This is a genomic window from Allopontixanthobacter sp. (genome assembly GCF_034376665.1).
Classification (GTDB): Bacteria; Pseudomonadota; Alphaproteobacteria; order Sphingomonadales; family Sphingomonadaceae; genus Allopontixanthobacter.
On sequence record NZ_JAXMJI010000074.1, the window covers coordinates 24,388 to 46,741 of the forward strand.

At 63.1% G+C, this 22,354-nt stretch carries 19 protein-coding genes, 2 tRNA genes and 1 pseudogene; 12 read left to right on the forward strand and 10 right to left on the reverse strand.

What is annotated here, in order from left to right:
* Positions 1-36: 36 nt before the first annotated feature.
* The 3 genes from fmt to U0988_RS08125 are packed head-to-tail and all read left to right on the forward strand — an operon-like array spanning position 37 to position 2,824.
* On the forward strand, positions 37-957 hold the full coding sequence (gene fmt, locus U0988_RS08115; RefSeq protein ID WP_322292125.1) for a methionyl-tRNA formyltransferase: 921 nt from the start codon (positions 37-39) through the stop codon (positions 955-957).
* Complete coding sequence (gene truA, locus U0988_RS08120; RefSeq protein WP_322292126.1) at positions 954-1,718, forward strand: tRNA pseudouridine(38-40) synthase TruA; 765 nt, start codon at positions 954-956, stop codon at positions 1,716-1,718. Before fmt ends, truA begins: the two co-directional genes overlap by 4 nt.
* Entirely contained in the window at positions 1,718-2,824 is a 1,107-nt protein-coding gene (locus tag U0988_RS08125; RefSeq protein WP_322292127.1) for a zinc-binding dehydrogenase, read from the forward strand. The genes truA and U0988_RS08125 overlap by 1 nt, the downstream gene beginning before the upstream one ends.
* Here the strand turns inward: U0988_RS08125 and U0988_RS08130 are convergent.
* On the reverse strand, positions 2,821-3,801 hold the full coding sequence (locus U0988_RS08130) for an asparaginase (protein WP_322292128.1): 981 nt from the start codon (positions 3,799-3,801) through the stop codon (positions 2,821-2,823). The genes U0988_RS08125 and U0988_RS08130 overlap by 4 nt on opposite strands.
* A gap of 92 nt (positions 3,802-3,893) precedes the next feature.
* Between U0988_RS08130 and U0988_RS08135 the strand changes: the two genes are divergently transcribed.
* Positions 3,894-3,969: transfer RNA gene (locus U0988_RS08135), tRNA-Val, on the forward strand.
* Between the two features lie 274 nt (positions 3,970-4,243).
* Here the strand turns inward: U0988_RS08135 and U0988_RS08140 are convergent.
* The gene (locus U0988_RS08140; protein WP_322292129.1) at positions 4,244-4,819 is read right to left on the reverse strand and encodes a TlpA disulfide reductase family protein; all 576 of its coding nucleotides are present in this window, start codon (positions 4,817-4,819) and stop codon (positions 4,244-4,246) included.
* Positions 4,820-4,835: 16 nt separating this feature from the next.
* Between U0988_RS08140 and argH the strand changes: the two are divergent.
* The 4 genes and pseudogenes from argH to U0988_RS08160 all read left to right on the forward strand — a co-directional run bounded on the left by argH (position 4,836) and on the right by U0988_RS08160 (position 8,528).
* Positions 4,836-6,223 (forward strand): annotated as a pseudogene (gene argH, locus U0988_RS08145) (argininosuccinate lyase).
* Positions 6,220-6,459, forward strand: a complete 240-nt coding sequence (lptM, locus tag U0988_RS08150) for an LPS translocon maturation chaperone LptM (RefSeq protein WP_322292130.1) — start codon at positions 6,220-6,222, stop codon at positions 6,457-6,459. Before argH ends, lptM begins: the two are co-directional and overlap by 4 nt.
* Positions 6,460-6,472: 13 nt before the next feature.
* The gene (gene lysA, locus U0988_RS08155) at positions 6,473-7,735 is read left to right on the forward strand and encodes a diaminopimelate decarboxylase (RefSeq protein ID WP_322292131.1); all 1,263 of its coding nucleotides are present in this window, start codon (positions 6,473-6,475) and stop codon (positions 7,733-7,735) included.
* A 7-nt stretch (positions 7,736-7,742) separates the two neighbouring features.
* Entirely contained in the window at positions 7,743-8,528 is a 786-nt protein-coding gene (locus U0988_RS08160; protein ID WP_322292132.1) for a precorrin-2 dehydrogenase/sirohydrochlorin ferrochelatase family protein, read from the forward strand.
* A 3-nt stretch (positions 8,529-8,531) separates the two neighbouring features.
* On the opposite strand, the gene U0988_RS08165 is transcribed toward U0988_RS08160, so the two are convergent.
* The 5 genes from U0988_RS08165 to U0988_RS08185 all read right to left on the reverse strand — a co-directional run bounded on the left by U0988_RS08165 (position 8,532) and on the right by U0988_RS08185 (position 15,061).
* A complete protein-coding gene (locus U0988_RS08165) occupies positions 8,532-9,557 on the reverse strand; it encodes a winged helix DNA-binding protein (protein WP_322292133.1) in 1,026 nt (341 codons plus the stop codon).
* Positions 9,558-9,695: 138 nt separating this feature from the next.
* Positions 9,696-10,985, reverse strand: a complete 1,290-nt coding sequence (locus U0988_RS08170; protein WP_322292134.1) for an adenylosuccinate synthase — start codon at positions 10,983-10,985, stop codon at positions 9,696-9,698.
* Positions 10,986-11,103: 118 nt separating this feature from the next.
* Positions 11,104-12,225 carry an ATP phosphoribosyltransferase regulatory subunit gene (locus U0988_RS08175; protein WP_322292135.1) on the reverse strand — a complete coding sequence of 374 codons (1,122 nt, stop codon included), beginning with the start codon at positions 12,223-12,225 and terminating at the stop codon, positions 11,104-11,106.
* Between the two features lie 25 nt (positions 12,226-12,250).
* Positions 12,251-13,834 (reverse strand): phosphoglycerate dehydrogenase, encoded by a 1,584-nt coding sequence (gene serA, locus U0988_RS08180; RefSeq protein ID WP_322292136.1) that lies wholly within the window; start codon positions 13,832-13,834, stop codon positions 12,251-12,253.
* A gap of 99 nt (positions 13,835-13,933) precedes the next feature.
* Positions 13,934-15,061: a phosphoserine transaminase gene (locus U0988_RS08185; protein ID WP_322292137.1), complete on the reverse strand. Its 1,128-nt coding sequence runs from the start codon at positions 15,059-15,061 to the stop codon at positions 13,934-13,936.
* Positions 15,062-15,255: 194 nt separating this feature from the next.
* Between U0988_RS08185 and U0988_RS08190 the strand changes: the two genes are divergently transcribed.
* Complete coding sequence (locus U0988_RS08190; protein ID WP_322292138.1) at positions 15,256-16,461, forward strand: glycosyltransferase family 1 protein; 1,206 nt, start codon at positions 15,256-15,258, stop codon at positions 16,459-16,461.
* Here the strand turns inward: U0988_RS08190 and U0988_RS08195 are convergent.
* Positions 16,422-16,853, reverse strand: coding sequence for a hypothetical protein (locus U0988_RS08195; protein WP_322292139.1), 432 nt, complete (start codon positions 16,851-16,853; stop codon positions 16,422-16,424). The genes U0988_RS08190 and U0988_RS08195 overlap by 40 nt on opposite strands.
* A gap of 80 nt (positions 16,854-16,933) precedes the next feature.
* Complete coding sequence (locus U0988_RS08200; RefSeq protein ID WP_322292140.1) at positions 16,934-17,542, reverse strand: PadR family transcriptional regulator; 609 nt, start codon at positions 17,540-17,542, stop codon at positions 16,934-16,936.
* A gap of 103 nt (positions 17,543-17,645) precedes the next feature.
* Here U0988_RS08200 and U0988_RS08205 point away from each other — a divergent pair, with 103 nt between their 5' ends.
* The 3 genes from U0988_RS08205 to U0988_RS08215 all read left to right on the forward strand — a co-directional run bounded on the left by U0988_RS08205 (position 17,646) and on the right by U0988_RS08215 (position 19,978).
* Positions 17,646-18,968 (forward strand): replication-associated recombination protein A, encoded by a 1,323-nt coding sequence (locus U0988_RS08205; RefSeq protein ID WP_322292141.1) that lies wholly within the window; start codon positions 17,646-17,648, stop codon positions 18,966-18,968.
* On the forward strand, positions 18,965-19,852 hold the full coding sequence (locus tag U0988_RS08210) for a hypothetical protein (RefSeq protein WP_322292142.1): 888 nt from the start codon (positions 18,965-18,967) through the stop codon (positions 19,850-19,852). The genes U0988_RS08205 and U0988_RS08210 overlap by 4 nt, the downstream gene beginning before the upstream one ends.
* A 50-nt stretch (positions 19,853-19,902) precedes the next feature.
* Positions 19,903-19,978: transfer RNA gene (locus U0988_RS08215), tRNA-Thr, on the forward strand.
* 364 nt (positions 19,979-20,342) lie between these two features.
* On the opposite strand, the gene U0988_RS08220 is transcribed toward U0988_RS08215, so the two are convergent.
* Positions 20,343-22,211, reverse strand: a complete 1,869-nt coding sequence (locus U0988_RS08220; protein ID WP_322292155.1) for a glycoside hydrolase family 2 protein — start codon at positions 22,209-22,211, stop codon at positions 20,343-20,345.
* Positions 22,212-22,354 lie beyond the last annotated feature (143 nt).

The window sequence follows — 22,354 nt, forward strand, 5'->3', positions numbered from 1 at the left end:
TTGCGCCCCGCAATAGGAAGGCCGACCTACCCCGTCATGCGCACCATTTTCATGGGAACTCCCGGATTTGCCGTGCCGACCTTGGCTGCGCTTCACGACGCGGGCCATACGCTCGTCGCCGCCTATACCCAGCCGCCGCGCCCGGCGGGCCGGGGCAAGAAGCTGCAGCCCTCGCCGGTGCAGGTCGAAGCGGAGATTCGGGGCATCCAGGTGCGGAGCCCCGTCTCCCTCAGGAACGCCGAGGTCCAGTCCGAATTTGCCGCGCTGGAACCGGATATTGCCGTGGTGGCGGCCTATGGCCTGATCCTGCCCCAGGCGATCCTCGACATTCCGACGCATGGCTGCCTCAACGTCCATGCCTCGATCCTGCCGCATTGGCGCGGCGCGGCACCGATCCAGCGGTCGATCCTGGCGGGCGATGCGGTGACCGGGGTGACCATCATGCAGATGGAAGCGGGTCTCGACACCGGCCCGATGCTGGCGACTGCACGGACGCCGGTAGAGGACAAGACAGCGGGCGAACTGACCGAGGAACTGGCCGAAATCGGCGCGCAATTGATGGTCGGAACGCTGATCGACCTCCCCATGCTGCATGGCGTGCCGCAGGACGATTCCGAAGCAAGTTACGCACCCAAGATTGACAAGGCGGAAGCGAAGATCGACTTCGCCCGCCCCGCCGAAACCATCGAACGCCAGGTGCGCGCTTTCGCCCCTTTCCCCGGCGCGTGGTTCGAACTCGATGGCGAACGGATCAAGGTGCTGAAAGCTGAAGTGACGGGCGGTAGGGGCGTGCCCGGCACTACTCTGGACGACGCGCTGACCATCGCTTGCGGAGAAGGCGCGCTGCGGCCGCTGCGCATCCAGCGGGCCGGCAAACCGGTAATGGACACCGCCGATTTCCTGCGCGGCAAGTCGGTGGCACAGGGGACAAGACTGGCGGGGACAAATCTGGCGTGACCCGCTACGCGCTTACCCTCGAATTCGATGGAACCCCTTTCCAAGGGCTGCAGCGGCAAAAGCACGGGCCGAGCGTCCAGCGTTCTGTCGAGCAAGCGATCAACGCGGTAACCGGCGAAGAGGTTACCCTTCATTCCGCGGGACGGACCGATTCCGGTGTCCATGCCCTCGCGATGCGCTGTCATGTCGATATTGCGAGGGACTTTGCCCCGTCTCGCCTGATGGAAGCGATCAACGCGAAAGTCCGTCCCGATCCGGTCGCGGTCACCGCCTGCGAGATCAAACCCGGCGAATGGCACGCGCGATTTTCCTGCATCCGCCGCAGTTACCAATACCGCATCCGCAACCGCCGTGCACCGCTGACTATCGACCTCGGCCGCGCATGGCACATTCGGCCGGAACTCGATCATACCGCCATGCACCGCGCGGCGCAGGCGCTGGTCGGGCGCCATGACTTCACGACCTTCCGTTCGGCCAATTGCCAGTCTGACAGTGCGATAAAAACGCTGGACCGGTTGGACGTACGGCGCGAAGGAGACTGGATATTCATCGAAACAGAGGCGCGCAGTTTCCTGCATCATCAGGTGAGATCCATGGTAGGGTGCCTGGCACTCGTCGGCATGGGCCGCTGGACTGAAGCGCAGGTCGCGCACGCCCTCGCGGCTGCAGACCGCCAGGAACTGGGCCTCAACGCACCGCCGCACGGGCTTTACTTCGTCGCGGCCGACTATCCCGAAGAACACGATCAGGAGAGAAATTGATGAGCACGACCGGAAAACAGATCTTCACCACGCTGGAAGCGGACGGCACATTGACCGTCGAAGTGGCCGAAACGACCTTCCCCGAGCCGAAGGGCGCGCAAGTGCTGGTGCGGATGGAAGCCGCGCCGATCAATCCGTCCGACCTGGCCTTGCTGTTCAGCGCGGCCGATCTGGAAAATGCCCAATATTCACCCGGCAAGATCGTGGCCAAAATGCCCGAACCATTCCTCAGCGGATCCAAGGGCCGCCACGGCCAGCGGATGCCGGTTGGCAATGAAGGTGCGGGCACCGTCGTCGCCGCAGGGGACAATCCTGCCGCACAGGCGCTGATGGGACAACGCGTAGCCTGCGTTCCCGGCAATGCATTCAGCCAATATTCGATTGCCGAAGCGGGCATGTGTCTGCCGCTGGGCGATATTTCGTCGGAAGATGGCGCCTCCGCCTTCGTCAACCCGATGACAGCGCTGGGCTTTGTCGAAACGGCAAAGATGGAAGGCCATAACGCCATCCTGCATTTTGCCGCAGCATCGAACCTGGGCCAGATGCTCAACCGTATCTGTCTGGAAGACGGCATGGCGCTGGTCAATGTGGTGCGCAAGCAGGAACAGGTCGATCTGCTGAAGGGCCTCGGCGCGAATCATATTGTGAATACGTCGGATGATGACTTCATGACGCAATTGCGTAGCGCAATCGACGAAACGGGCGCTTATCTCGGCTTCGATCCGATTGGCGGCGGCACCTCAGTCGATACCGCGTTCAAGGCGATGGAACAGGTTGCGGTCGGCAAGATGAAGGAATTCAGCCGTTACGGGTCGGATCAGGCGAAGAAGATGTATATCTATGGCCGCCTCGACCTCGGCCCGACGATCCTGACACCGTCCTATGGTTTCGGCTTCACCCTGTCGGGCTGGCTATTGTTCCCGTTCCTGCAGAAGGCGGGCATGGAAACCATGGTCCGGATGCGCAAGCGGGTGCTGGACAATATGACCACCACCTTCGCCAGCCATTACAAGCAGAAGGTAACGCTGGAACAGATGCTCGAAAAAGACGCCGCGATCGATTACCGCGCCATGCGCACGGGCGAAAAATATCTCGTGACGCCTTAACGCCGGTCAAACGCTTCCTGCTGGCGGATGGGATCAGTGATCCCGTTCGCCAGCAGCAATTGCAGCAGAATGCGCGATTTTGCCGGACCGAGCGCACGGGCGGCAACAAAGCCATTTTCGTCGTCGTCCGGTTCGCGGTCCACGAGCCCCTGATCAACCCTGGACGCCCGCACCACCGGCACCCCGCTTGCGGCCGCCTGCGCCAGGGCTTCGCGAACTGCGGCAGGGGCATTGCCCTGGCCAAGCCCGGCCAGCACCAGCCCCTTCGCACCGCTGAGCACCGCATCGCGCACATCATCCCCCGGCATTCCTGCATAGGCGTAGAGGATGCTGACCCTGGGCATGTCCGGATAAAATGCAAAACGGGCCGCCTCTCCCATGCGCCACGCCGGGCCGAACCATTCAAGCGAGGCCGGGGTGACGTGCCCCACCGGGCCGCGGGGAAACCCGCGAAACGCGTCCACCCCTTCGGTTCTGGCCTTGCGCACGTCACGCGCGGCAAAGATGTGATCGCTCATCACCAGCAATACGCCCCGCCCAGCCGCCTGTTCGTCCCCGGCGACACCAACCGCGTTGGCAAAATTGCGCATCCCGTCACTGCCCACCGCGTCGGCCGGACGCATCGCGCCAACCAGGATCACCGGTTTGGCAGTCGGCAGCGTCTGGTCGAGCAGAAAGGCCGTTTCTTCTGCCGTATCGGTGCCGTGGGTAATGATGATCCCCTGACAGGCATCATCGGCCATCGCGCCCGAGATGGCGTCATGCAAAATGTGCCATAGTGCCGGACCGATATCTTCCGACCCGATGCTGGCGAACTGCGTTCCCACCAATGTCGCTTGGAGCCCCAGACGGGCGGCTTCCCCTAGCAATTCGTCCACTCCGATCTGCCCGGGAATATAATCGCGGCTGGTCGCCGACCCGGCCTTCCCCGCGATCGTGCCCCCGGTCGCGAATACCTTTATGTGCCTGCCTGTCATTCCCGCGCCATAACGTTCCGCGCCGGAATTCACCATTGGCAATTGATTTTGAATCTTTGGCCGCTATGAGCGCTGTTCCAGACGCAAGGTTTGGGCGCTTAGCTCAGTTGGTAGAGCATCTCGTTTACACCGAGAGGGTCGGCGGTTCGAGCCCGTCAGCGCCCACCATTTTCCTGTTCAGTGACGTTCGCAGACGACGTTGCCCCCGAATCCTCGAAATGCAGCGAACGCGCGCGCTTCCCTTTCGCAAGGGCGTTAACCTTTGTTCGAGGGCGTGTTCCAGATTGAACAGACGTAGCGATTAAGCTTCCCTTGCGCTGCACTTGGTCTATGGCAGAGCTGCGACCCGAGGGACGGTTTAGGCCGTTCTTTTACTTTAGTGGCCCTGTTTTCAAGCAGGGCCACTTTTTTGTAGATACGGGGGGGCAGCATCAATCGCGGATCAGGCTCCATCTTCTCCGAGCGCGTCATTAATCGCCTCGCGCGCTTCTGCGCCGGACCAGTCATATTCGCCGGTGATGCGCCACACTTCGCGGCCCGCCGAATCGTACAGCACCGTCGTCGGCAGCACTCCCCCTTCGATGCCGAACCCCAGCGCATTTTCCGGATCAAGCCAGGGCTGCAGGTTCTCGAATTTATTGGCCGCAAAGAATTTCTCGACCTTTTCCGCGCCCCCCATGTCCTGACTGACCGTCATCACCCGCAGCGCGCCCGCGTATTCGCCGGCCAGATCGTCCAGCATCGGCATTTCCACCACGCAGGGTGCGCACCAGGTGGCCCACAGATTGAGCAGTACCGGCCCGCCCTGCAGCGCCCCGGTGTTGATCTGCCTGCCGGCCGGATCGTCCAGCAGAATTGCCGGCATGAGTTCACCGGCATGGCTGGTGTCGATCGTGCCGACCAAGTCCGGCTTTGCACCCTCCAACCCGGCCTGTTCTTGCGCGTCCGGCGCGGCTTCCCTATCGCAGGCGGCCAGCGGAAGGGCCAATAGCAGCGTGAGCGACAATCTTAAGGACACTAAGGGCTCCAACCAGATGTGGGGCGGACGCTTTGCCGAAGGGCCAAGCGCGATCATGCGCGAGATAAATGCCTCGATCCCGTTCGACAAGGCGTTGTGGCGCCAGGACATAGCGGCCAGCAAGGCCCATGTCGCCATGCTTGGGGCGCAAGGGATCGTAACGACCGCCGATGCCGCGGCCATTTCCGGGGGGCTGGACCGGATTGCCGCCGAATACGAGCAGGACGGTGTGCCCGAAGATTGGGACCTCGAAGACATCCACATGACCACTGAAAGCCGGCTCGCCGAATTGATCGGTCCGGTCGCGGGCCGGCTGCACACGGCGCGCAGCCGCAATGATCAGGTGGCGACAGATTTCCGCCTGTGGGTGCGCGAGGCGATGGAACAGGTCGACGCGGGGCTGGAGCAATTGCAGCGGGCGCTGGTTGCCCGCGCGGATGAACATGCGGCCAGCATCATGCCCGGCTTCACCCATCTGCAAACTGCGCAGCCGGTCACGCTGGGCCACCATCTGATGGCCTATTACGAGATGATCCGGCGCGACCGTAGCCGCTTCGCCGATGCGCGGGCGCGGCTGAACGAATGCCCGCTGGGCTCGGCCGCGCTGGCCGGTACCGGATTCCCGATCAATCGTGACATGACCGCCCACGCGTTGGGTTTCGATGGCCCGACCCGAAACAGCCTCGATGCGGTTTCCGACCGCGACTTTGCGCTCGATTACCTGATGGCGGCGGCGCAATGCTCGCTCCATCTCTCGCGGCTCGCGGAGAATTCATCATCTGGGCCAGCCAGCCGTTCGGGTTCGTCCGCCTGCCCGACGCGCTCAGCACCGGCAGTTCGATCATGCCGCAGAAGAAAAATCCCGACGCCGCCGAACTGGTCCGCGGCCATTCCGGGCGGATCATCGGCTGCGCAACTGCCTTGATGGTGACGATGAAAGGCCTGCCGCTCGCCTATTCGAAGGATATGCAGGACGATAAGCCGCCGGTGTTCGAGGCGGCCGGTTTGCTCGCCTTGTCGATTGCCGCGATGACCGGGATGGTGGCGGACAGCGCGTTCCGGACCGAACGGATGCGGCAGGCGGCGGAGCTTGGCTATGCGACAGCCACCGACCTCGCCGACTGGTTGGTGCGCGAGGCGGACGTCCCCTTCCGCGAGGCGCATCATATCACCGGCGCAGCGGTCAAGCTGGCGGAAGGCAAGGGCGTCGCGCTCGATGCGTTATCGCTGGAGGAACTCAAGGCGATCGATCCGCGGATCGACGAACGGGTGTTCGCGGCCCTGTCCGTCGATGCATCGGTGGCGTCACGCAGCTCCTATGGCGGAACCGCGCCGGAACGGGTAAGGGAGCAAGTGGCGCAGGCGCGCCGCGATTTGGGCCAGACATCGGGAAATAGCGAATGAACCGCCGGATTCTTGCACTTGCAGCTGCCTGTGTGCTTGCAGGCTGCGGTCAGAAGGCCGACCTGAAGCCGCTCCCCGGCCAGACGCTGCCGGTCGCGCCGCTGGGTTCCGATGTCCAGCCCGATTCCGAAGCCTTGCTCGAGCTCGATACGCAGGCCGCGCCCGAGCGCAATGTCGAGCTGCGCCGACGCTCGGAATCGCGCGAAGATGATCCTTTCGACCTTCCTCCGGAATGATACGGCACAGTAAATGAATCATTTCGAACTCCGCGAAGGCGTGCTCCATGCCGAAGGCGTGCCCCTGCCCCGCATTGCGGCAGAGGTCGGCACGCCCGTCTATGTCTATTCGCAGGCCACGTTGGTGCGCCATGCGCGCGTGTTTCGCGAGGCGCTTTCCGCGCTCGGCAACCCGCACATCGCCTTTGCGGTGAAATCCAACCCGAATCTTGCAGTGCTCAAGGTCCTCCAGCGCGAGGGATATGGAGCCGATGTGGTTTCCGGCGGCGAGCTGTCGCGCGCTCTGGCCGCCGACATGGCTCCGGCGGACATCGTGTTTTCCGGCGTCGGCAAGACGCATGACGAAATGGTCTACGGTCTCCAGACGGGGATCGGTCAGTTCAATGTCGAATCCGAAGAAGAAGGCATCGAGCTGTCCGCAATTGCGTTGCAGCAAGGCAAGATCGCCCGCTGCGCCCTGCGGGTCAATCCCGACGTCGATGCGCGCACGCATGAAAAAATCTCCACCGGCAAGGCGGAGAACAAATTCGGCGTCCCGATCCACCGTGGCGGCGAGATTTACGCCGCGCTGGCGAGCCTGCCCGGCCTCGAAATGCGCGGGATCGCAGTCCACATCGGCAGCCAGCTTTCCAGTCTGGAACCGCTCGAAACCGCATTTGGGAAAGTTGGCGCGCTGATCGCGGAATTGCGCGCGCAGGGGCAAAATGTCACCCACGCCGATCTCGGCGGCGGACTTGGTGTGCCGTATAGGGCGGATGATGTGATGCCCAGTCCGGCCGAATACGGCGCGATGGTGGCGCGGGTGACGAAAGACTGGAACGTTGCCCTGTCGTTCGAACCGGGGCGGGTAATCGCGGGCAATGCCGGCGTACTGCTGACCCGGGTAATCCGGGTGAAGCGCAGTTCCAACGCCAGCCCCTTCGTAGTGGTGGATGCCGCGATGAACGATCTTGCGCGCCCGGCCATGTACGGGGCGTGGCACGATATCGATGCGGTTGTGCCGTCCGGCTCGACCAGTGAATCCCACGTGGTCGGACCCATCTGCGAAACCGGCGATACTTTCGCCATGAACCGCCAGATGGACACACTGGAGGCGGGCGATCTGGCGGTATTCCGCACCGCCGGAGCATACGGCGCGACGATGGCCAGCAGTTACAACAGCCGCGGCTTCGTGGCGGAGGTGCTGGTCGACGGGGACCAGTATGCAGTGGTGGCGGACCGGCTGCCGCCTGCCAATATCATGGCCGCGGAACGCGTGCCTGCTTGGCTCAAATAGGCCCGCTATGATCCGGTCCCTGCCCTTGCTGCACCGCATCGCCGGTACCCGCGTGGTGGTGATCGGGGCGGGAGAAATGGGCGAGGCCAAAACGCGGCTGGTGGAGCGCGCCGGCGGCATCCCCTGCGGCGAGGCCGAGGCGCATCACGCCCGGCTGGCGTTCATCGCGCTGGAAGACGGCAAGGCTGCCGAAGCCGCCACAATGCGGCTGCGGAGCAAGGGTTTGCTGGTCAACGTCGCCGACCGGCCTGACCTGTGCGATTTCACCACCCCCAGCATCATCGACCGCGATCCGGTGCTGATCGCCATCGGCACCTCCGGAGCATCGGCCGGCCTGGCTAAGCAGCTGCGCCTCCGGCTTGAACGGATAGTGCCGCCGGGCCTGGGGCGGCTTGCGGCAACTCTGGAATCGATGCGCGGGGCCATTCGCGCCCGCTATCCCGAAGGACCGGATCGGCGGCGTGCGCTGGATGCCGCGCTGGGCGAAGGAGGAATTCTCGATCCGCTCGATCCGGATGCGGCAGACCGGGTGGATGACTGGCTGGCGGGCAACGAAATCCCCGTCCCCGCCGGACCAGTGGAAATCATCCTCGCCAGCGACGATCCCGAAGATTTGACGCTGCGCCAGTGCCGCCTGCTCGGCATGGCCGACGCCGTGCTGCACGGTGCGGGCGTTCCGGCAGCGATCCTTGACCGCGCAAGAGCCGATGCGCTGCGGCGGGAATTGCCTTTTGGCGGGCCGCCAGCCGCAGGGCTGACCGTGATCCTGCGACTAGGGTGCAAACCAGCTTAACTGTCAGACCACTCTTTTCGCGTCTTTCCCCAATTCCGCGAAGTAGCGCGCCATGGCATCGGCGGCCTTGTCCGTCAGGGAGATGAAGGCGCGGCGCCGGTCGGTCTCGTCCTCCAGCCGTTCGATCAGGCCGGCGTCCTTCATCTGCGCGATCCAGCGCAGCGCGGTGGTGGGCGGAACCCCGCTGGCGATGCAAAGCGAGGTGATCGAGACGCGGGTGTGTTCGACCCGCGCTGCCGTGAGGTCCAGCAGCATGTCCCACGCAGGATCGGCGAACAGTTCCCCATCGAAGAACCGGGCGCGCAATTGCCGCTGGCGGATTATACGGCGCACCAGCCTCGGATCGGGCAATGGTGGCCGGGCGGTACGCACAAGCCGCTCCGACGAATCCGCGGAATTCGGGCCGCTGTAATCGGGGTCTGGCGATTCGAAGCGGAATGCGCCGCCATCGGCGCCCCTGCCGGGCGCTATGCCCTGCCCGGACAGGCGTTCGAGACGTTCCGCGATCTGGCCGACCTGCTCCGTCAGCCGAAGCAGGTTTATCCGGTCATCCGGTGACAATTCGCGAACCCCCATGCCGGGCTTTTTCGCCAATATGCTGCCGAGCGCAATTACGCGTTCGGACCTAGTCGGATCGACCAGAATATTTACGTCCGACTGGTCAAGACAGCCGAAAACATCATCCAGCGCCCCCAGTGTGGTTGAAACCACCAAATGCGCGCCCAGCCGGGCCGCACGCATATCGAGGCGCGCCAGCGCCGCAAGGGTAGCGCCGTCTACAACTGGGCAATCGAGCAAGACAATCTCGCCCAACGAGCGTGCTTCATTGCCAAGCAGATCCCCTAACGTTCCAACCGCGCCCAACCGGAAGCCGGCCGCCGCCGCATCATCGCACATAGTCTCGCGAAGATGCGCCCGGTCAACGAAAATCGAGACTGCTAAAGGCACTCCGGCAGGATCTTTGGCCCCGTCGCGCACGACCGCCAGGAGCGGGTCATCGCTTCGGTAGTGAAAATCCGCCTGCCCCATGTCTCGACTCCGTTCCAGATTGAACAGGAGTAGAACATAAAGGGATCAGGTCAAGGACGAATTTCGATGGCAGCTCAACGATAAGGTCGGGTACAAAATCTCATGCTGAATCAAAACTACGCCGCTCGGGCGCGCAGCTCAATCGATGAACGGGTCGCGCACCAGAATGGTGTCTTCGCGTTCGGGACTGGTGGAAACCAGCGCCACCGGCGTTTCGATCAGCTCCTGGATCCGCTGGATATATTTGATCGCATTGGCGGGCAAATCAGCCCAGCTGCGCGCGCCGGCGGTGGTTTCGCTCCATCCGTCCATTTCTTCGTAGATCGGCTCCACCGCTGCCTGATCGGCGGAATGGGCGGGAAAGTAATCCATGATCTTGCCGCGCAGCCGGTATCCGGTGCAGATCTTCACGCTGTCAAACCCGTCAAGGACATCGACCTTGGTCAGGGCAATGCCGGTCACGCCGCTGATGGCGCAGCTTTGCCGCACCAGCACCGCATCGAACCAGCCGCAGCGGCGCTGGCGGCCGGTAACGGTGCCGAATTCATGGCCGCGTTCGCCCAGCCGCTGGCCGTCCGTGTCGCCAAGTTCAGTAGGGAACGGACCGCTGCCCACGCGGGTGGTGTAAGCCTTGACGATGCCCAGCACGAAGCCGGTCGAATTGGGGCCGAGACCCGAGCCGCTCGCCGCTGTGCCGCTGACGGTGTTGGAGCTGGTGACGAAGGGATAGGTCCCGTGATCGACATCCAGCAGCACGCCCTGCGCGCCTTCGAACAAAATGCGCGCGCCAGCCTTGCGGACTTTCTTCAGGCGTTTCCAAACCGGTTGCGCGAATTGCAGCACGAAGGGGGCGATTTCCCGCAGCTCGTCCAGCAGCTTCGCACGGTCGACCGGGGGCTGGTCGAAACCGGCCAGCAAGGCATCGTGATGCGCGCACAACCGGTCGAGCTGGGGGTCCATCTTGTCGAGATGAGCGAGGTCGCACACACGGATGGCGCGGCGGCCGACCTTGTCTTCATAGGCTGGGCCGATTCCCCGGCCGGTAGTGCCGATCTTGCCGGAACCCGCAGCGGTTTCGCGCAAGCCGTCCAGATCGCGGTGCATTGGCAGGATCAGCGCGCAATTGTCCGCCAGGGCAAAATTGTCCGGAGTGATAGTCACGCCCTGGCTTTCCAGCTTGGCGACTTCGCTCTGCAGTGCCCACGGGTCCAGCACCACGCCGTTGCCGATGATCGACAGCGTTCCGGTCACGATACCCGAAGGCAGCAGGCTGAGCTTGTACACCTGATCGCCCACCACCAGCGTGTGACCGGCGTTGTGGCCGCCCTGGAACCGCACCACCGCATCCGCGCGGCTGGCCAGCCAGTCAACTATCTTGCCCTTGCCTTCATCACCCCAGTGGGCGCCGATTACGGTAACATTGGCCATGGCAAAAACCTTCTCTGGTAATCGGTACGCGGGGTTGGATCAGATGCAGCACAAGCGGCGCGGCCCTAATGCCTGCGCCGCACTAGGGCAAGCACCACAATGCGGCAATCGGCGGCATCTAGAGCGCGGTTGGTTCCCTTCCATCGAGCCGATGCGTGCAGCCAAGAGCCTCTGCGTCATCATTGCCAGAAAGTGCCTCGCGCGTGCGCCAACCGATTGCGCGCAGCCTGGCGGCGACATCGCGGTCATGCCCTAGTGGCAGGAACAGGATATCAGCGGCGGGCGAAGCTTTCAGTGCGCCGATCATGGCATCGATATAGAGCGAGAATCCGGTGGCCGGCTCGTCGGTTCCGCCAATGGCATAGGTACCGCCCCGGCCCACCGCGCCGCGCACGCCGTCGGCATAAATGGTGAATCCAAACCAGCTTTGGTATTCGAAGCCGTGCCGCTCGGTCGGGTCGAGCGTAAGGCGGGCGCGTTCCGCCACGCGTTCGGCAATCTGTTTCAGGCCGGCGATACGGCTGGCGAGCGCACCACCTGCATCGATCTCGAACAACCGCGCAATCGCCTCGTCAAACGGGCCGGTCGCATAAAGCAGCGGCATATAGGCCGCTCCGCCCGGCACCAGCGCCAGTCCGCCGGCGTCCTTGGTATCCAGTTCACGCCGGACCTGCGCGATGCGTTCCGGTGCCAGCGGCAAGGCTTTCTTGGCAAGAATATCGACCAGGTCGGGCAAGGTGAAATCGACCGAAATGCCTTTCGCCCCGGCGCCCTCCAGCGCCTCGATTGCAAGCGCGATCATCTCGGCAGCGGCGGCGACCGTATCGCTGCCGATCAATTCCGCGCCCAGTTGCAGCCGCTGGCGCGCCGGATCGAGCTGGTCGGCGCGAACCAGCGCCACTTCGCCGCCGTAACACAGCCGCAGCGGGCGCGCCGCCGCGGCCAGTCCGGTAGCTGCGATCCGGCCAATCTGCGGAGTCATGTCGGAACGGACCGCAAGCATCCGCAGCGACACCGGATCGACAAAGCGGAACATCCGCCGCGCCGTAGTCCCGTCGTTGCCGCCGACCATCCGGCCCGCCAGCGATTTTTCGAACTCCACCAACGGCGGGCTGACCCGGTCATACCCATGCGCATCCATCACATCGAGAATTTGGCGCATGGCGCGGCTGACCGCCCTCGCCTCGGTGGGAAGCCGGTCTTCGAGGCCTTCTGGCAGGAGATCGTCAGGGTTGGTCATTTCGCGGCCCCTATTGAACCTGCGCCTAAAATACCAGCGCGGTTACCGTCTTCACGCCCTCGAGTGCGCTGGCTGCGGTGACGACATCCTGCGGGATCGGCTGGTCGACCGACAGCAGCACCACCGCCTCCCCCCCGGCATCGCGGCGGCCGAGGTGGAAGGTACCGATATTGATCCCGTTCTCGCCCAGCAGCGAACCGATCCGGCCGATGAAGCCGGGTGCGTCTTCGTTGACGATATACAACATGTCACCCTTAAGGTCGGCCTCGATTCCGACACCGAAGATTTCCACCAGTCGCGGGGCATTGGCACCGAACAGCGTGCCCGCCACCGAACGGTCGCCCTGATCCGTCGCCACCGTCACGCGAACCAGCGTGTGATACACCCCTTCGCGGTCATGCCGGATTTCGCGGACATCGAGCCCGCGCTCGCGCGCTAGATAGGGCGCGTTGACCATGTTCACCGTATCCGAATAGCGCCGCATCAGGCCCGCCAGAACCGCCGCCGTAATCGGCTTCTGGTTCAATTGCGCCGCCGCGCCTTCCACTTCTATGCTGATCTTGGGCAGATTGCCATGCGCCAGCTGCCCGACGAGCGAACCGAGGTTTTCCGCCAGTTCCATATAGGGGCGCAGCTTGGGCGCTTCTTCCGCGCTCAGGCTCGGCATGTTGAGCGCATTGGTGACCCCCCCATTGACCAGGTAATCGGACAATTGTTCCGCCACCTGCAGCGCGACATTGACCTGCGCCTCGTCGGTGGAAGCACCCAGATGCGGCGTGCAGATGAAGTTCGGGGTGCCGAACAGCGGGCTTTCCTTCGCCGGCTCCTTGGCGAAGACGTCAAGCGCCGCTCCGGCGATATGGCCGCTTTCGAGGCCTTCCTTCAGCGCCGCTTCGTCGATCAGCCCGCCCCGCGCGCAATTGACGATCCGCACACCGGGCTTGGTTTTGGCAAGGTTTTCCGCCGATAGGATATTGCGCGTCTGATCGGTCAGCGGGGTGTGCAGGCTGATGAAATCGGCGCGCGCCAGCAGACCGTCCAGATCGACCTTCTCGATCCCGAGTTCGATCGCGCGATCCTCGGTCAGGAACGGATCATAGGCGATCACCTTCATCTTGATCCCCAGAGCGCGGGCAGCGACGATCGAACCGATGTTACCAGCCCCGATCAGGCCGAGAATCTTGCCGGTCACTTCCACGCCCATGAAGCGGCTCTTTTCCCACTTGCCGGCCTGGGTCGAGGCGTCTGCTTCCGGAATTTGCCGGGCGAGCGCAAAGATCATCGCGATGGCGTGTTCGGCGGTGGTGATCGAATTGCCGAACGGGGTGTTCATCACCACCACGCCCTTGGAACTGGCATAGGGAATATCGACATTGTCGACCCCGATCCCGGCGCGGCCGATGACCTTGAGATTGGTCGCCGCGTCGAGAATTTCCCTGGTCACGGTGGTCGAGGACCGGATCGCGAGGCCATCATACTGGCCGATGATCTTGAGCAATTCTTCCGGCGTCTGGCCGGTGATGACATCGACATCGCAGCCGCGCTCTTCGAAAATGCGCGCGGCGTTGGGGTCCATCTTGTCGGAAATGAGGACTTTGGGTTTGGTCATGATTTTTCCTTGAAATCGTCATCCCGGCGTAAGCTGGGATCGCTTGCCACCAGGTCGATCCTGGCTGAACGAGATCCCAGCCTTCGCTGGGATGACGGATTAACTTTTGAGAGTAGTGTAAGCCCAGTCGAGCCACGGACCGAGTGCTTCCACATCCGCCGTGTCCACCGTTGCGCCGCACCAGATGCGCAGGCCCGGCGGGGCATCGCGGTATCCCGCAATGTCATAGGCCGCGCCGTGATCCTCCAGCAGTTTGGCGAAGGCCTTGATGAAATCGGCATCGGCACCCGCCACCGTCAGGCAGACGCTGGTGTTCGACCGGGTTGCCGGATCGGGCGCGAGATGGCCAAGCCAGTCGCGCGCCTCAACAATCGTGTCCAGCGCCGCCGCATTGGCGTTGGCGCGGGCCTGCATACCGGAAAGACCGCCAACCGATTTGCCCCATTCGAGCGCGAAGACTGCATCTTCGACCGCGAGCATGGAAGGCGTGTTGATGGTTTCGCCGGTAAAGATACCTTCGATCAGCTTGCCGCCCTTGGTCATGCGGAACAGTTTCGGCAGCGGCCATGCGGGGGTGTAGCTTTCCAGCCGTTCCACCGCACGCGGGCCGAGGATGAGCACGCCATGCGCGCCCTCCCCGCCGAGAACCTTCTGCCAGCTGAAGGTCAGCACATCGACCTTGTCCCAGGCGATATCCTGCGCGAACACTGCGCTGGTGGCATCGGCAATCGACAGGCCTTCGCGGTCCGCCGCGATCCACTCGCCATTCGGAACCTTCGCGCCGGACGTGGTGCCGTTCCAGGTAAACACGACATCGTTCGACCAGTCGACACGGCCCAGATCGGGCACATGGCCATAATCGGCGCGGATGATGGTCGGGTCGATCTTCAGCTGCTTGACCGCATCGGTAACCCAGCCTTCGCCGAAGCTTTCCCATGCCAGCGTGGTCACCGGGCGCGCGCCGAGCATCGTCCACATCGCCATTTCGACCGCGCCGGTATCCGAACCGGGCACGATTCCGATCCGGTGCGTCGCGGGAACCTCCAGCACTTCGCGAATGAGGTCGATACACAGCTTCAGCCGCGCCTTGCCCAGTTTGGAGCGGTGCGAACGGCCGAGCGATTCGGTGGCGAGTTTTTCGGGAGCCCAGCCCGGCGGCTTTGCGCAGGGTCCGGATGAGAAGTACGGGCGCGCGGGTTTGCGGCCGGGAGGCGTAAGGTCAGTCATGTATTCTCTCCTTGCAGAGAGCTCGCGCGGCGTTGGGACCGCGTGGCCCGAGGGCCGATTGGATGGTGCGGGGGGACAAGTCAAGCGGCGATGCCGTGAATGGGGTGGCGGCAAGACCTTGCCGTTCACTCCTTCGCCATTCTGTTCGACAAGCCCTCGCCAAGAAAGCGATTGGCGATTAAGGCTCGGCTGCAATGAAAACGTCCGACCTTCGTATCGCCATGTTCAGCGGCAATTACAACATCACGCTCGATGGTGCGAACAAGGCGCTCAATCGGCTGGTCGAGTATTTGCTGCGTCAAGGCGCGGCGGTTCGCGTCTATTCGCCGACGGTGTCCAATCCGGCGTTCAAGCCGGAGGGCGACCTGGTCAGCGTTCCATCCTTCGCAATTCCGGGCCGTAGCGAATACCGGATGCCCGTCGGTATCAGCGCCGAAACCCGCGCCGATCTGGCCAAATTTGATCCCAACCTGCTCCACATCGCGTCACCCGATTTCAGTGCGCGCGCGGCAGTGCGCTGGGCCAAGGCGCGGGGAACTCCGGTCCTGGCGTCAGTGCACACGCGATTCGAAACCTATCCGCGCTATTACAATCTGGGTCTCCTCGAACCGGTGCTGGAGAGCTGGATTCGCGGGCTCTATCGCCGCTGCGACGCGCTGGTGACGCCGTCGGAAAGCATGGTCGAGGTTCTGCGGCAGCAGGCCATGAACGACGATATTTCGATCTGGTCACGCGGTGTCGACCGGACCCTGTTCGGGCCGGAAAAGCGTGATCCGGCATGGCGGCGCAGCCTCGGGATCAGCGACAGCGATGTGGCGATCGCATTCCTCGGCCGACTGGTGATGGAGAAGGGGCTCGACACCTTTGCGGAAACGATTGCGGAACTGCGCAAGCGGAATATTGCCCACAAGGTACTGGTGATCGGCGACGGCCCGGCGCGCAAATGGTTCGAGCAAGCTCTGCCCGGCGGTATCTTCGCCGGGTTCCAGTCCGGTCCTGATCTGGGACGTGCGCTGGCAAGTTCGGATATCTTCTTCAACCCGTCGATAACCGAGACCTTCGGCAATGTGACGCTGGAAGCCATGGCCAGCGGCCTTCCGGTGGTCGCCTCCGCCGCTACCGGCAGCACCAGTCTCGTCCAGGACGGTGTAACAGGCGCTTTGGTCCCCCCCGGAAGCCCCGGCGCCTTCGCCGATGCGATCACGAAATACCTGACGGACCAGGCACTGCGCAGCGCTCACGGAAGCGCCGGAGAGAACCGTAGCCTCGACTATAGCTGGGATGCCATCAACCAGGCGGTGGCGGACACTTACCTCCGCCTGATTGCGGCACGTTGCCAACCCCTGACAGGGGACGAAGATCAGGTCAGAACACCTTTTGCGGCCATCCGGCGCGCATAAATGAACAGGCTGAAAGTGATCACCCAGATCGCGGCCGCAAACAGATTCTGTCCCGGGCTCTGCAAACTTTCCGGCACCGCTGCGACCATGCGCTCGTAATAGGTGGTGCCAAACAATCCAATAATCGAAATTCCGAACGACCAGACTGCCAGCTTCTTTCTGAGCAGCAGCAGCAGCGAACCCAGCGCACTGCCCCACACGCCGAGAGCCCAGAACGCGACTGCCCACGCCGGGAAGCTGTAGAAATAATCAAGCTGTTCCGGGGTTATCTCCATCTGCTCCAGCTGCCCCAGCTCGGTTGCCAGATAGCTGGCCACACCCCCGAGATTCCACAGCAGGGACAAGACCCCGATGACCCATAGGTGCCACGGGGCTTTTTTTGTCAGTTCCATTTGCCGATCCCTCCATGCAAATTTCCTGCGCGGGAAGGTAGCACGGAGGGAATCTGACGCAAGGACGGGAGCAATTGTCCCTACAGACGCTCGATCCGTTTGGCCGCTTCGTCGATGATATCGACGATCTCCTCGATCGTCTTGCTATCGAACCGGCCATCCCGGTAGCGGTGCTTGAGCACCCCGGCGAGATTGCCCATCGCGCGGAACAATTCGGGCGCGCGCCCGCGTTCCTCCTTGCCCGACATTGCGGCGAGCCGCGCCATCAGTGCGTCTGCCTCGTCAACGCGTTCGCCGAGTTCCTTGCGGCCTGCTTCGGTCACTTCGAAGGCCTTGCGCGCGCTGTCGTCGACCCCGGCAGTCTCCGCGATCACACCTTCGTCCGCGAGCAGTGACAGTGTCGGATAGACCGCGCCGGGACTTGGTTCGTAGGTGCCGCCGGTCAGCTCGCCAATCGCCTTGATCAGTTCGTAGCCGTGGCGCGGTTCGTCTGCGATCATCCTCAGCAGCAGCAGGCGCAGTTCGCCGGATGCGAACATCCGGCTGCGATTGCCGGACCGGCCACGCGGCCCGCCCCTGAAGTTCCCATCATCCCAGCTGAAGCGGCCGTCCCAGCCGCGCCCCGCAGCCATCATGGCCTCCATCGGGAAACCCCTGGGCCAGCCTTTCCAGTTCCTGTGCATCCCCATTATCAATCCTTTCGATATACTTGTGATAGGTCTAAGATATATCTTAACCTAACATCTGCAAGTGGGTACTGCAAATTTTCCGCAAGGCGTCTATCTCCCCCTCATGGCCGACCTTTTTGCCGATGATCCGCTGCCCGACGCTGCCCGCGAACAGCTGCGCGCCGATGCCCCGCTGGCCGACCGGCTGCGCCCGCGCATGCTGGAGGAGGTTGTCGGGCAGGACCATCTTACCGGAGCGGATGGCGCGATCGGTCGGATGGTCGCCGCCGGCAAATTGTCCTCGATGATCCTGTGGGGGCCGCCCGGGACCGGCAAGACGACCATTGCCCGGCTGCTCGCAGACGCGGTGGGGATGCGGTTTGCTTCGGTAAGCGCGGTGTTTTCGGGCGTCGCCGATCTCAAGAAGGAATTTGCCGCAGCCGACACGGCAGCGCAGGCTGGACAGCGGACCTTGCTGTTCGTGGACGAAATCCACCGCTTCAACCGCGCGCAGCAGGACGGCTTTCTGCCGTTCGTCGAACGCGGCACCGTCACGCTGGTCGGTGCAACTACCGAGAACCCGAGTTTCGCGCTCAACGCGGCACTACTCAGCCGGGCGCAGGTGCTGATCCTGCGGCGGCTGGACCAGACTGCCCTGGAGACCCTGCTGGCCCGCGCCGAGGAACTGCAGGGCCCGCTGCCGCTGACCGCCGAGGCGCGCGAAGCGCTGGTCGCCTCTGCCGACGGGGATGGACGTTTCCTGCTCAACCAGGCCGAAACGCTCTATTCCGCGCAGATAGCCGAACCGCTCGATCCGGCAGCGCTGGGCAAATTCCTCCAGCGCCGCGTGGCGGTGTATGACAAGGACCGCGACGGGCATTACAACCTCATTTCCGCCCTGCATAAAAGCCTGCGCGGGTCCGATCCGCAGGCCGCGCTTTACTACATGGCCCGAATGCTGACGGCTGGGGAAGAGCCGCTTTACGTGCTGCGGCGGCTGGTCCGCTTCGCGTCGGAAGATATCGGCCTCGCCGACCCGCAGGCGCTTGTCCAATGCCTCGCGGCCAAGGACGCCTACGAATTTCTCGGGACCCCGGAAGGCGAACTCGCGATCGTGCAGGCCTGCCTTTACTGCGCCACGGCGCCGAAATCGAACGCTGCCTATGCAGCGCAGAAATCCGCGTGGAAAAGCGCGCGCGAGACAGGTTCACTGGCCCCGCCCCCGCATATCCTCAACGCCCCGACGAAGCTGATGAAGGACATCGGCTACGGTGCCGGCTATGCCTATGACCACAATGCGGATGACGGTTTCTCCGGTGCCGATTACTGGCCGGAGGAGATGGATGCCCAGGTTTACTACCAGCCGGTCGAGCGCGGCTTCGAACGCAAGATCCGCGAACGGCTGGAGTATTGGGAGCGCAAGCGGCGCGAAATGCGGGACGCATGACGCTAGGGCGGTTCCGGCACTTTGTTGCCATCGACTGGTCCGGCGCAGCGGGCGAGCGTCACCGCGGAATTGCCGTTGGGGCGTGCAAAGCAGGCAGCGATGCGCCGCAACTGGTTCGGCCAGATCATGTCTGGTCCCGCACGGAGGTGCTGGATTATCTCGCGGAGGACCTGCCGCCCGACACTCTGGTCGGGATGGACCTTGGCATTGCCCTGCCCTTTGCAGATTGCAGCGACTTCTTTCCCGGGTGGGAGGACACCCCCCAGTCGGCGCAGGCATTATGGGCCTTGGTTGACCTGATCTGCGCAGAAGACCCCCATCTCGGCGCTGCCAGTTTCGTGGATCACCCCGTCGCCAGCCGCTATTTCCGCCGACACGGCGGGCGCGAGGGCGAGTGCTTTCATGGACCCGGCGCGCCCCACCGACGCGGGCGGCTGCGGGTGACGGAGGGTCGGCAGGCGGCAGCCGGCTGCAAACCCTACAGCAATTTTAACCTGGTCGGCGCAGCGCAAGTCGGCAAAGCCAGCCTGACCGGAATGCGGGTGCTTCACCGGTTGCGCGGCAAGGTTCCAGTGTGGCCTGTCGAGCCGCTTCCCGCGTCAGGCAGCGTGATCGTGGAAATTTATACCACTATCGCCGCGATTGCTGCGGGGCGCAGCGCAGGCCGCAGCAAGATGCGCGGCGTCGACGAGTTGAACGCTGCGCTCGCAATTCTGGGCAGCCCGGGTCTTGCCGCCCAAGGCTCGCTTGACGATCACCGCTGCGACGCTTTGCTGACCGCGGCATGGCTGCGCAAAGTATCGGAGCAGCGGGAATTATGGCAGCCAAGGGGCCTGACCGTTGAAATTGCCCGCACGGAAGGCTGGACCTTCGGCGCGGTTTGACGCATGGGGCGCGGATATTGGCGAATCCACCACGGATTGCGTCCACCAGGGCCGGCTTAGCTCAGTTGGTAGAGCACCTGATTTGTAATCAGGGGGCCGGGGGTTCGAATCCTCCAGCCGGCACCAGTTTTCAACCACTTATAAGGCTCTTTAAGTTGGCGATGCTGGGCTAGCAACCACCCAGCAACCACGCTTGATAAAGAACATTCTAGGTAAGGCACGCGCGAAGTGGGTTTGTCGAATCCGATAATCCGTCGATCCTAGATCGGGTGGCAAGATTGGGCCGGTTTCAGACAGTCCGGTTTCGAACGCAGAAACTGGGATAGCCAACATTAAAGCGGCAACATGGACAAGGCCGCATCCGCTGACAAAGCTGCCGCTCCAAGGCTCGTTCTTCTCACCTGAAACCGGCCGTACGTTCAGGTTTCGTCGAGCGCTCATGACCGGCAGCTATTAGGACTGCAAAATCGATGCCCAGCTCAAAGTGTGGTCATTGTGTGTTTCCCTTCTTTGCATACCACTCGGCGAGCACGGTAAATGCCACTTTGCGATCGCCAGTTTCGCTGATCAGTCCCTTGCGGTTCCAGCCATCCTGAATGCCGGGCAGTTGGCGGCGCGGGGAGCGAAAATCCTTGAGCACCCAGGGGGACAGGCCAGCCAGTGTCGGAATGCCTTCTGCCATTGCCAGTGTGGCACGGTAATATGCCGCCTGATATTCTTCGGTGAATTTCTGCGGCGGCCCTTCGGCGTGGTAGCCCAACTTTGCCCCGGCACCGAATTCGGAGAACAGGAAAGGCTTGTCCGTGGGCAGATCCCAACCGAACGTCCCGATGTCGTCCAGCCGGTCACCTCCATACCAGCCAAAATAGGTGTTCACCGCTAGCACATCGACAGATGCCGCAAGCGGATCGGAAATCGTCACCACCTGCCGGCCGCCATCCATTTCACGAGCTGTGAGCAACGCTGCCGTAACCAGCCTGTCCGGATCGAGTGCCCTGACATCGAGCGCAAGCCGCGCCATAAAGCCGTTGCGCGCATCGCCTATCGGGGTTTCGTTACCCACGCTCCACAGCGCAATCGAGGCCCGATTACGGTCGCGCAGGATCATTTCAGCGAGCATCCGCCGGGTCTTTTCCAGCACTGCGGGATCATCGAACGCGATACGCCAATATACCGGGATTTCGCTCCACACGATCATTCCCAGCCGGTCCGCCGCACGCAACATCGGCTCGCCATGCGGGTAGTGGGCAAGCCGAACGAAATTGGCGCCCAGACCGTCCTTTGCCTCGCGCAGTAGCGCGTCTGCCGCAGCATCGGTCATGTGGCGGGTGGGGTCAGCGCCCAGCTCCTCTTCGTGCAGGCTGATCCCCCGCAGGAAGATCGGTTCGCCGTTGAGCAATATCTGGCTGGCCTGGACAGAAAGCGTGCGGAAACCGGTGATATCGTGCCAGCGGTCTTCACCAGCCGTAACCTCCACACGGTAAAGCTTCGGACTGTTTGGCGACCAGAGCTGGATAGGCTTGCGCGGTGTGATCCGCAGCGTAAGTCGGCCATCGCTGCCCGTTGTCGCACGCCGGTCGACGCCCAGCTCGGGGATGGTCAGCCGCACCGACACACCGGCCATTTGCGCACCGTCGATGCGGATATCGGCGCTGATCCTGCCATCGGCTTCCAGCCTGACCCAGGCATCATCGACGAAGGTTTCGGGCAGGTTGATCAGGCGCACGGCGCGGGTGATTCCGCCATAGGTTTCCCAATCGGTAACCGGTGGCGGCACATCATGGCTGGTCCGCTGCGAATCAACCGCTACAACCAGACGGTTGCCATGCGCGCGCAGCAGTCCGGTTACTTCGAACGCAAAGGGCGTAAAGCCGCCTTCATGCCGCCCCAGAAGCTTGCCATTGAGCCAGACTTCTGCGGAATAATTGGCGGCACCAAAACGCAGAATGCTCCGCGAAGCCGGATCAATCACCGCATCGAAACGGCGCTGATACCATACCAGCCCCTGATAATGACGCATCTGGGGTGAGTGCGTAAGCCAGGATGCGGGGAGCGTCGCCAATGGCGCAGCGTCCATGTCATATTCGAACAGTGCGAGCGGGTCGGCCCGGCGCACGCTTGCCACATCTGTATCGGCATGACGGCGATGGCTTGGCCCGGCCTCTCCGCCATGGAACCCGGTCAGACCATCGCGATAGGGATCGATCGACCAATTCCATTGGCCGGAAAGATCCTGCCCGTTTCGCAGGTCTGCTGCTGCGAGGATCGGGCCTGCGGGCATCACTTGCCCGACCACTGGCGATGGCAGCAGGCTCGACACCGCCAGTGCGAGTGCAATCCATACCCGCCGAAGGGCCACCGTCAACATCCCGCTCCTTTGCTCGTCCGGGCGTGGCGGAAGGCCGCGCGTATCTGTTCGCGCCACAGCTTGTCGCCTTCGGATTTCATGTGCAGGCCATCGGAAATGAACAGCGCCGGGTCCGGCCTACCAAAACCAGGATT

Excerpts from the sequence above, each read along its gene's own strand:
- U0988_RS08125 (WP_322292127.1), top strand. The coding sequence starts at position 1,718 with ATGAGCACGACCGGAAAACAGATCTTCACCACGCTGGAAGCGGACGGC.
- U0988_RS08185 (WP_322292137.1), bottom strand. The coding sequence starts at position 15,061 with ATGACTGACCTTACGCCTCCCGGCCGCAAACCCGCGCGCCCGTACTTC.
- U0988_RS08190 (WP_322292138.1), top strand. The coding sequence starts at position 15,256 with ATGAAAACGTCCGACCTTCGTATCGCCATGTTCAGCGGCAATTACAAC.
- U0988_RS08195 (WP_322292139.1), bottom strand. The coding sequence starts at position 16,853 with ATGGAACTGACAAAAAAAGCCCCGTGGCACCTATGGGTCATCGGGGTC.
- U0988_RS08175 (WP_322292135.1), bottom strand. The coding sequence starts at position 12,225 with ATGACCAACCCTGACGATCTCCTGCCAGAAGGCCTCGAAGACCGGCTT.
- U0988_RS08170 (WP_322292134.1), bottom strand. The coding sequence starts at position 10,985 with ATGGCCAATGTTACCGTAATCGGCGCCCACTGGGGTGATGAAGGCAAG.
- U0988_RS08160 (WP_322292132.1), top strand. The coding sequence starts at position 7,743 with ATGATCCGGTCCCTGCCCTTGCTGCACCGCATCGCCGGTACCCGCGTG.
- lysA (WP_322292131.1), top strand. The coding sequence starts at position 6,473 with ATGAATCATTTCGAACTCCGCGAAGGCGTGCTCCATGCCGAAGGCGTG.
- U0988_RS08130 (WP_322292128.1), bottom strand. The coding sequence starts at position 3,801 with ATGACAGGCAGGCACATAAAGGTATTCGCGACCGGGGGCACGATCGCG.
- serA (WP_322292136.1), bottom strand. The coding sequence starts at position 13,834 with ATGACCAAACCCAAAGTCCTCATTTCCGACAAGATGGACCCCAACGCC.
- U0988_RS08165 (WP_322292133.1), bottom strand. The coding sequence starts at position 9,557 with ATGGGGCAGGCGGATTTTCACTACCGAAGCGATGACCCGCTCCTGGCG.
- fmt (WP_322292125.1), top strand. The coding sequence starts at position 37 with ATGCGCACCATTTTCATGGGAACTCCCGGATTTGCCGTGCCGACCTTG.
- lptM (WP_322292130.1), top strand. The coding sequence starts at position 6,220 with ATGAACCGCCGGATTCTTGCACTTGCAGCTGCCTGTGTGCTTGCAGGC.
- U0988_RS08205 (WP_322292141.1), top strand. The coding sequence starts at position 17,646 with ATGGCCGACCTTTTTGCCGATGATCCGCTGCCCGACGCTGCCCGCGAA.
- U0988_RS08200 (WP_322292140.1), bottom strand. The coding sequence starts at position 17,542 with ATGGGGATGCACAGGAACTGGAAAGGCTGGCCCAGGGGTTTCCCGATG.
- U0988_RS08210 (WP_322292142.1), top strand. The coding sequence starts at position 18,965 with ATGACGCTAGGGCGGTTCCGGCACTTTGTTGCCATCGACTGGTCCGGC.